Annotated in this window: 8 protein-coding genes; 4 read left to right on the plus strand and 4 right to left on the minus strand. The window is 43.2% G+C overall.

All coding sequences use genetic code 11. The features are described 5' to 3' along the window. The first annotated feature begins 265 nt into the window (after nucleotides 1-265). Entirely contained in the window at nucleotides 266-1,447 is a 1,182-nt protein-coding gene (locus ACHUFM_RS17745) for a putative manganese transporter (RefSeq protein WP_394183944.1), read from the plus strand. A 6-nt stretch (nucleotides 1,448-1,453) separates the two neighbouring features. On the opposite strand, the gene ACHUFM_RS17750 is transcribed toward ACHUFM_RS17745, so the two are convergent. The 4 genes from ACHUFM_RS17750 to ACHUFM_RS17765 form a co-directional block, all read right to left on the minus strand. Continuing rightward, entirely contained in the window at nucleotides 1,454-1,705 is a 252-nt protein-coding gene (locus tag ACHUFM_RS17750; RefSeq protein WP_394183946.1) for a TIGR03643 family protein, read from the minus strand. 169 nt (nucleotides 1,706-1,874) lie between these two features. After that, a complete protein-coding gene (locus tag ACHUFM_RS17755) occupies nucleotides 1,875-2,306 on the minus strand; it encodes a DUF7282 domain-containing protein (RefSeq protein ID WP_394183948.1) in 432 nt (143 codons plus the stop codon). A gap of 145 nt (nucleotides 2,307-2,451) precedes the next feature. After that, nucleotides 2,452-3,183: an anti-sigma factor gene (locus ACHUFM_RS17760; protein ID WP_394183950.1), complete on the minus strand. Its 732-nt coding sequence runs from the start codon at nucleotides 3,181-3,183 to the stop codon at nucleotides 2,452-2,454. Further along, nucleotides 3,180-3,734: a sigma-70 family RNA polymerase sigma factor gene (locus tag ACHUFM_RS17765; protein WP_394183952.1), complete on the minus strand. Its 555-nt coding sequence runs from the start codon at nucleotides 3,732-3,734 to the stop codon at nucleotides 3,180-3,182. The genes ACHUFM_RS17760 and ACHUFM_RS17765 overlap by 4 nt, the downstream gene beginning before the upstream one ends. Nucleotides 3,735-4,127: 393 nt before the next feature. Between ACHUFM_RS17765 and ACHUFM_RS17770 the strand changes: the two genes are divergently transcribed. The 3 genes from ACHUFM_RS17770 to ACHUFM_RS17780 all read left to right on the plus strand — a co-directional run bounded on the left by ACHUFM_RS17770 (nucleotide 4,128) and on the right by ACHUFM_RS17780 (nucleotide 7,297). After that, a complete protein-coding gene (locus ACHUFM_RS17770) occupies nucleotides 4,128-5,132 on the plus strand; it encodes an ABC transporter substrate-binding protein (RefSeq protein ID WP_394183954.1) in 1,005 nt (334 codons plus the stop codon). An 85-nt stretch (nucleotides 5,133-5,217) separates the two neighbouring features. Continuing rightward, entirely contained in the window at nucleotides 5,218-6,120 is a 903-nt protein-coding gene (locus tag ACHUFM_RS17775) for an ABC transporter permease (RefSeq protein ID WP_394183956.1), read from the plus strand. Continuing rightward, on the plus strand, nucleotides 6,110-7,297 hold the full coding sequence (locus ACHUFM_RS17780; protein WP_394183958.1) for a quaternary amine ABC transporter ATP-binding protein: 1,188 nt from the start codon (nucleotides 6,110-6,112) through the stop codon (nucleotides 7,295-7,297). The genes ACHUFM_RS17775 and ACHUFM_RS17780 overlap by 11 nt, the downstream gene beginning before the upstream one ends. Nucleotides 7,298-7,406: the final 109 nt, after the last annotated feature.

Here is a 7,406-nt window from a genome sequence, read left to right on the forward strand (position 1 = left end):
ACATTTATCGCTTTTTCTCCCTACGCAATCAAAACGCTAAGCCCCCTCACAAGCTCCTGATAAAAATGTTTCACCACCGTTTAAAAGTAATGAAACAGCTACTTAGAATACCGCAATGACGAAATCCAACCTGTATGTTCTTTTACGCTCAGTATGACTTACCTTCCATCACAACGTTTTACACATATTCATCAATAAATAGCTTGAATTATTCCACATATAAATGATAATTATTACTATTAACACAACCAAATAGGCCATGAACTTGCTTTCCAATCCAATGACAATACATCGTGTAGCACAAGCAATACACATCAACAAGCGAGGGTTAATACCAGCAGCGGTGCTAATACTGTGGCTCATTCCAAGTCTGCAAAACATGGTAACGAGTGTGTTATCGGATGCCTTCTTGCAAGTTTCTGCTTTTGTCGCTGCGACATTGGCATTGTATTATGGTTTAAGCCATCACCTCGATACCTCAAGCTTGAAGCAATGGATGAGCCATAAGCCTTATAGAGAAGTGATTTTTGCGGGTGTCATGGGAGTATTACCCGGCTGTGGCGGCGCCATTGTTGTTATTACTCAGTATACACAAGGCAAGATTGGTTTCGGGGCTGTTGTTGCTGTATTGACCAGCACGATGGGAGACGCAGCTTTTCTATTAATCAGCCAACGTCCTGAAGACGCAATGATTGTTTTGCCAATTAGCATTTTAGTTGGAATTGTATCGGGATTAATTACAAATTGGTTCTTACCCAGCCCTCAACTTGAAACACCTAAGTTATCCAGTGACGCAATCATACACCTCCCCCCCCCCAGCAAATTTGATATCTGGATAAGTCGCATTAACATTGCCTTTTGGTGCTTATTAATTGTGCCTGTGAGCATTGTGGCCTTATTAATGGCCATGCAATACGATGTTAATACGTTATTTGGATTACCGGATCAATTAATCGAAACATTAGGCGCCATTGCAGGTTTTGCTTGTTTATTGTTGTGGGCACTGTCGGCAAAAAGTGATCGTTTTTCTGAATTAGCGAAAGAAAATGACAACACCTTGCCCAAGCACTGGATTCGCAAAGTAGCTCAGGATACTCAGTTTGTTACCAGCTGGGTGGTGGTCGCCTTTCTGTGCTTTGAATTGCTCTTACACGCAACCGGAGATGGCTTATTAGATGCTTTGCAACAATGGGGTGCGAGCAGCATTTTCGTTGCTGCCGCCATTGGCTTACTACCAGGCTGCGGACCCCAAATCATGGTCACAGGCCTTTACTTACAAGGAGCAATTCCTCTATCAGCACAACTGGCAAACGCCATCAGCAATGATGGCGATGCTCTTTTTCCAGCAATTGCTCTTGCCCCTAAAGCCGCTATGTTAGCGACTCTGTATTCAACCATACCGGCTTTGATAACGGGCTATGCCTATTATTGGTTGGTAGAAACCTAAGCTCACTTATCTGGGCTTATATTGACTTGGACTGTAGGCGCGAATCACGTCTGGAGAGCGACGATGAAGATGCTTGGTATTGCGCCCAGAAACACGCTTTCGCCACATTCTAAAACTGGACGTTTTCATCTCTGAACGCATTAATTTAATGACCTCTGACTCGGACAGTCCAAACTCTCTGGCAATGGCTTCAAAAGGCGTTCTATCTTCCCAAGCCATTTCAATCACGCGGGAAATCTCATGTTCAAACAAGGTCATATCAAGCTATCCAATAGTATACTGACTGGTAAGCTTACGCATGTCTAAACACCTTGGATCAATTTGCAGAGGAAGTCTTGCTAATACACTGCCTAATTATTCAATTGTGATGAGATTGGCCATGAGCGAAGCATAAAGATCAAGTCGCCTACACCCATGGCCTGAGGGGTTATTTGGCGGTAATAACATCCATCACCAATTTACCATCCACTTTTATTGGGCCATCTTCTTTCGCCCCTAAAGTGTACTCAAAAATACCCGTTTTCATGCCACCTTGCTCACCATGCAACATCAACATCAGCATTTGCCCTGGTTTTACAGGCTCTGTCAGTATCGCTGTCACTTGGCTATTCTCGCCTTTTTTTAACGGAGCATGACCGACAACGGGACCTGGCTTCATATTTTTATTCGTGCGGTGCACAACCAACCAGCCATTTTCTGCCGCCATAATAGTATCAGCCGTGACAGTACCAGTAGAGACGTCTTGATTACTCCCCTTCACCATCAACTTATCGTCCATTGCGTGGTGGCCTGCAAAAACAGCCCCAGTGATCGCCAACGCACCCAATGCCAATGTCATACGTGAAATCGATTTTTTCATAACAAACCTCTAATCAGATTAAAAAAATTACTTGCTCCTATTAAGTTACGAGAGGCGATGAAAAAAGTTTCAAGCTGAGTCTATTTTTTAGATATAAAATCTCAAAGCATTGATTTTTAATGAAATTTTAATTAAAAAAACACCCTTAAATCGCTGTAGGATACAACCAACCATGAATGGCTGGTCCCGTTGGCAAGCCAGTTGGAGAACCTCCTTCTGGCTCAACACTGATCCCAAAAGTGGCATGTCGAATGATGTTGGCATCAAAATCTACCTGTTTATGAATAGGTTCCAAAACAGAACCTAACACCCCCAGTGAGCGAGGGTTTGGACCAATGTCATCCGACTTAATCCAAAGCTGATAGGTCTTTCCTTGTGGACTTTTAGCCGTTACTGAGCGCACAGTTAGTGCTCGAGTCTCCAGATTCAATGACATAATAAACGCAGGCTGCTGATCGTCAGCCTGAAAAACAGCAACAAAAGGTGACTCAGGTGATTTAGAGGTAAAAGGATTAATCACCAACATCACTAGCAAACACGCTGCCATAGCAACACTGGCAAAGGTGAGTCGTCGCCAATGAGACAATTGCTGACGAAGTAGGCTTAATTCATCTCGCCCAAGAGCTTGAACTTGCGACTCAGACTGAGCCGGGATTTTTGCCAGTATGTCAGCTAACAAATCGGCTCTGGGGCGCTCGTCCGTAACATATTCATTTAATCCAACAAAATGCGCTTGCCAACGATCAATAGCCAGCTGCAAGTCATTATCTTGCTGAGCACGATCTGCCACCCACTGTCTGTCATCTTGAGACAAAGTGCCAAGCACGTATTCCGCTGCTAATATATCGATATTTTCGTTTTCTAAATCCTGTTTCATTTCATGCAACCTTGTAGCTGCTTAATGCTACGGTGTAGCCAAGTTTTTATGGTTCCAAGTGGCTGATTAAAGCGCCTTGATAGCTGTTCACGTGACTCACCATTTAGATACGCTGCTTTTATCATTTCCGCTTTTGGAGACTCTAATCCTTGCAAGCAAGTTTCAAGTTTTTGCAGCTCTTTTCGTTGTGACGTTGCCTCTTCTGGTCTCATCTTGTCGTCCAGAATAAGGTCAAAATCCACATCGTTTTCTTGTTCAGGCAATTGTGTTTTGCGTATTTCATCAATGGCTCTGTTACGAGCAATAGTGGCTAACCAAGTCACAGGGGAAGCCATTTCTGAGTTAAAAGTGGGTGCTTTTTGCCAAACAGTTAAATAAACCTCTTGTAGAATGTCTTCTGCTAAAGCTTGCTTAGATAAGATACGTAAAACGATGCCAAAAAGTTTCCGATGCGTCGCTCGATACAATTCAGAGAAGGCGGCCTGATCCTTTTGAGCAACACGCTCAAGCAAGCTAACCAATGTCTCGGCCGTATAATTTTTCGCTAACAAAAAAGCGCCTCTATAGACATAATCGACTGATTTTTTTCAGCCAAAATATCACCGTTAAATGATTATTAAGAAACATATCTTACCGTTTTTTGTATGAATGCCAACTTATCAAACTGGTGACACAAAAGTACAGTCAGTGGTGAGCTAAAAAAGGCGACAGCAAACTCAGATAAAAAAACAATTTACACCTCTAACCTCAGCATAATAATGTCACTTTACCCATGCCCTTTTTTCGTTTAACGAGTAACCAAACTATGGGTTTTAGATACATTTAATCACAACTTAAACAGCTAAACATTTGATATATAATGATTAGAGATGTAAATTAATAGCCATCTCCCTATAAAAACAAACCCAAAAAATTGATAAAAATCATCACTAAAGGACACCATTATGAAAAGTAAGTTACTGCTTTCTGTCGCCCTTACTCTAGGCGCGTCAGGTGCATTTGCAGCTCACCATGAATGCGGAAAAGTCACCATTGCAGACATGAACTGGAGCTCTGCATCACTGATCGCCAACATTGACAAATTCATTCTAAGCAATGGCTTTGGTTGTGACGCAGAATTGGTACCAGGCGATACCATGCCTACCGGCACCTCCATGATCGAAAAAGGTCAACCAGACATTGCGCCAGAACTTTGGACTAACTCTTTCAATGCGGTGTTAAATCAAGGTGTTGATGAAGGCCGTTTGAAACTGGCTGGCAAATCGCTGTCTGACGGTGGTGAAGAAGGTTTTTGGGTACCCGCTTACATGGTTGAAGAAGACCCTGAGCTGGCGACCATTGAAGGTGTAATCAAGCACGCAAAAGAATTTCCACATCCAGAAGACGACAGCGTATCCGGTTTCTACGGTTGCCCTGCAGGTTGGGGTTGTCAGATCTCTAGTGCAAACTTATTCCGCGCCTTGAAATTAGACGACGCTGGATTTGAATTAATTGATCCAGGTTCTGGTGCAGGCTTAGCCGGTTCAATCGCCAAAGCTTACGAACGTAAAGCCCCCTGGTTTGGTTATTACTGGGCCCCAACAGCCGTCCTAGGTAAATACAAGATGGTCAAAGTCGACTTTGGTTCTGGCGTTAACAAAGACGAATTCATCAACTGTATTGCCTTAGCAGACTGTTTAGAACCAACCGTGTCTATGTATCCACCTTCACCAGTCTATACCATTACCACGGATGAATTTGCGAACAAATCACCTGAGGCTTATGCCTATCTCGGCAAACGTTCTTTCACCAACGAGCAAATGAATGGTTTGCTTGCATGGATCGAAGAAAATCAAGCGGATGGACAATATGCCGCAGAGAACTTTATGTTCGAGCATGAGGACATCTGGTCTAACTGGGTTAGCAAGGATGTTAAAAACAAACTAATGAAAGCACTCGATAATTTATAAGTTTGCCTAATGGCAATCACATCACGAGCAAGCCTACTCCTTGCTCGTGATTTTTTCCTACCTGATATAACCGAAAGAAAATACTATGGCTGATCAATCTTGGCTCACTGAATTTCCCGATATGAGCCGCAGAGAACTTCTGGGAATACGCAAAACACTTGACGGTGCTTACCGTGACTTTTCACGCGCCTATGGCGACCAAATCGAAGCTTTCTTCGACCCTCTACTGAGTTTCCTAGTGTGGTTTGAAAACTTGCTACTGAATACACCTTGGTGGTTAGTACTAGGAATTCTAGCTGGCTTAGTCTTTTTCATGAGCCGCTCTTGGAAACTTTGTGCTGGTGTCTCCCTTTCTTTATTAGCCATTGGCTATTTTGGTATGTGGGACAATACGATGCGAACGCTCAGCATTATTACAGTTTGTACCTTCTTAGCAATCATTATCGGCATCCCCGTAGGAATTATGATGGCTCGGTCAAATAGAACACAAGCCATCATCACCCCCTTTTTAGACATCATGCAGACCATGCCAGCCTTCGTCTATTTGATTCCTGTTGTGATGCTATTAGGCATAGGTAAAATTCCTGGTGTCATCGCCGTGGTCATTTATGCCATACCACCTGTCATTCGCTTAACCAATTTGGGCATACGCCTAGTACCGCATGAAACGTTAGAAGCTGCCACCGCCTATGGTGCCACACCAAAACAGCGTTTGTTTGGGGTGCAGCTGCCGCTTGCCATGCCAACCATTATGGCTGGTATCAACCAAACCATTATGATGGCTCTCGCCATGGTGGTTATCGCCTCTATGATTGGTGTAAAAGGTTTAGGTCAGCCAGTTTTAAAATCCATTACTAACCAATACTTTACCCTAGGTTTATTAAATGGATTGGCCATTGTGGCCCTCGCCATCATGTTTGACCGCGTCTCTCAAAGCTATGCAAAACGCACACAGAAACACCTAGGAGGCGATCAAAATGGACAATAATTCAGTGCCACTAATTGAAATTGAATCCCTCACTCAAATTTTTGGTAACACTCCTGAAAAGGTATTAGCAAAAGTCGACCAAGGTATGAGCAAAAGTGATGTGCTCGCTGAAACAGGTCACACTGTTGGTTTACGTGACATTAACCTATCCGTTAATCGCGGCGAAATTTTTGTCATCATGGGGCTATCAGGATCAGGTAAATCCACTTTAATTCGTCATTTCAACCGCTTAATTGACCCAACAGCGGGTAAGATCAAGGTGGAAGGTGACGATATTCTTACCCTAAGCCCAAAAGAACTTATTGAGTTCCGTCGTCATAAGATGTCCATGGTGTTCCAACATTTTGGTTTGATGCCTCACCACTGCGTCCTCGACAATGTGGGTTATGGATTATCAATACAAGGCGAAAAAACCGACGTTTGGAAAGCCAAAGCAAAAGAATGGCTCGAAGTGGTCGGTCTAGAAGGCTATGAAGATCAATACCCTTCCCAACTTTCTGGCGGCCAACAACAACGAGTCGGTTTAGCACGAGCTCTGTGTACAGACGCGGAAATACTTTTAATGGATGAAGCCTTTTCAGCACTTGACCCATTAATCCGCTATGAAATGCAAACCCAACTTATCGAATTACAAGGTAAGCTACAGAAAACCATCATTTTCATTACCCATGACCTAGATGAAGCATTACGCTTAGGGGATCGAATTGCCGTATTAAAAGATGGTGAAATGATTCAAGTCGGTACGCCTGAAGACATTATCCTCAACCCAGTTGATGAGTATGTAAGAGATTTTGCTAAAGACGTAAATCGTGCCAAAGCTTTAAAAGTAAAACACATCATGGATCGAAGCAAAGACAAAATAGTCGATTGCGATTCAGAGGAAAGACTACAAGATGCATTCAATCAACATGACACCTTAATCTGGACCAAAAACCATCAACTCCAAGGCGTGGTCAGTAAGAATCGTTTAACGGCTTATCAGGCCGGTCAAATCGACTCACCACTCTTGCATCGAACGAGTGTCAAAAAGAAAGACTACTTGCAAAGCGTATTACCGCTCGCACTGTTAACAGACCATCATCTATTACCTGTGCTCGACAGTAATAATCAGGTCATTGGTAGCTTGTCAAATGATGCCCTTGCTGAGGTATTAAATCCAAGCTTTGATGCAGCATAACGACAAACTTGCATGAAAAAGGCGGTAATGATTATGAACTGACCCCATAAAGTTGGACTCTGTTCTAAGCGGCTTTCAAGGCCTGATTTCGATACGCTATCGGACTCAG

Source organism: Marinomonas posidonica, from assembly GCF_043643765.1.
GTDB lineage: Bacteria > Pseudomonadota > Gammaproteobacteria > Pseudomonadales > Marinomonadaceae > Marinomonas > Marinomonas posidonica_A.

Excerpts from the sequence above, each read along its gene's own strand:
- ACHUFM_RS17750 (WP_394183946.1), bottom strand. The coding sequence starts at position 1,705 with ATGACCTTGTTTGAACATGAGATTTCCCGCGTGATTGAAATGGCTTGG.
- ACHUFM_RS17755 (WP_394183948.1), bottom strand. The coding sequence starts at position 2,306 with ATGAAAAAATCGATTTCACGTATGACATTGGCATTGGGTGCGTTGGCG.
- ACHUFM_RS17760 (WP_394183950.1), bottom strand. The coding sequence starts at position 3,183 with ATGAAACAGGATTTAGAAAACGAAAATATCGATATATTAGCAGCGGAA.
- ACHUFM_RS17770 (WP_394183954.1), top strand. The coding sequence starts at position 4,128 with ATGAAAAGTAAGTTACTGCTTTCTGTCGCCCTTACTCTAGGCGCGTCA.
- ACHUFM_RS17775 (WP_394183956.1), top strand. The coding sequence starts at position 5,218 with ATGGCTGATCAATCTTGGCTCACTGAATTTCCCGATATGAGCCGCAGA.
- ACHUFM_RS17780 (WP_394183958.1), top strand. The coding sequence starts at position 6,110 with ATGGACAATAATTCAGTGCCACTAATTGAAATTGAATCCCTCACTCAA.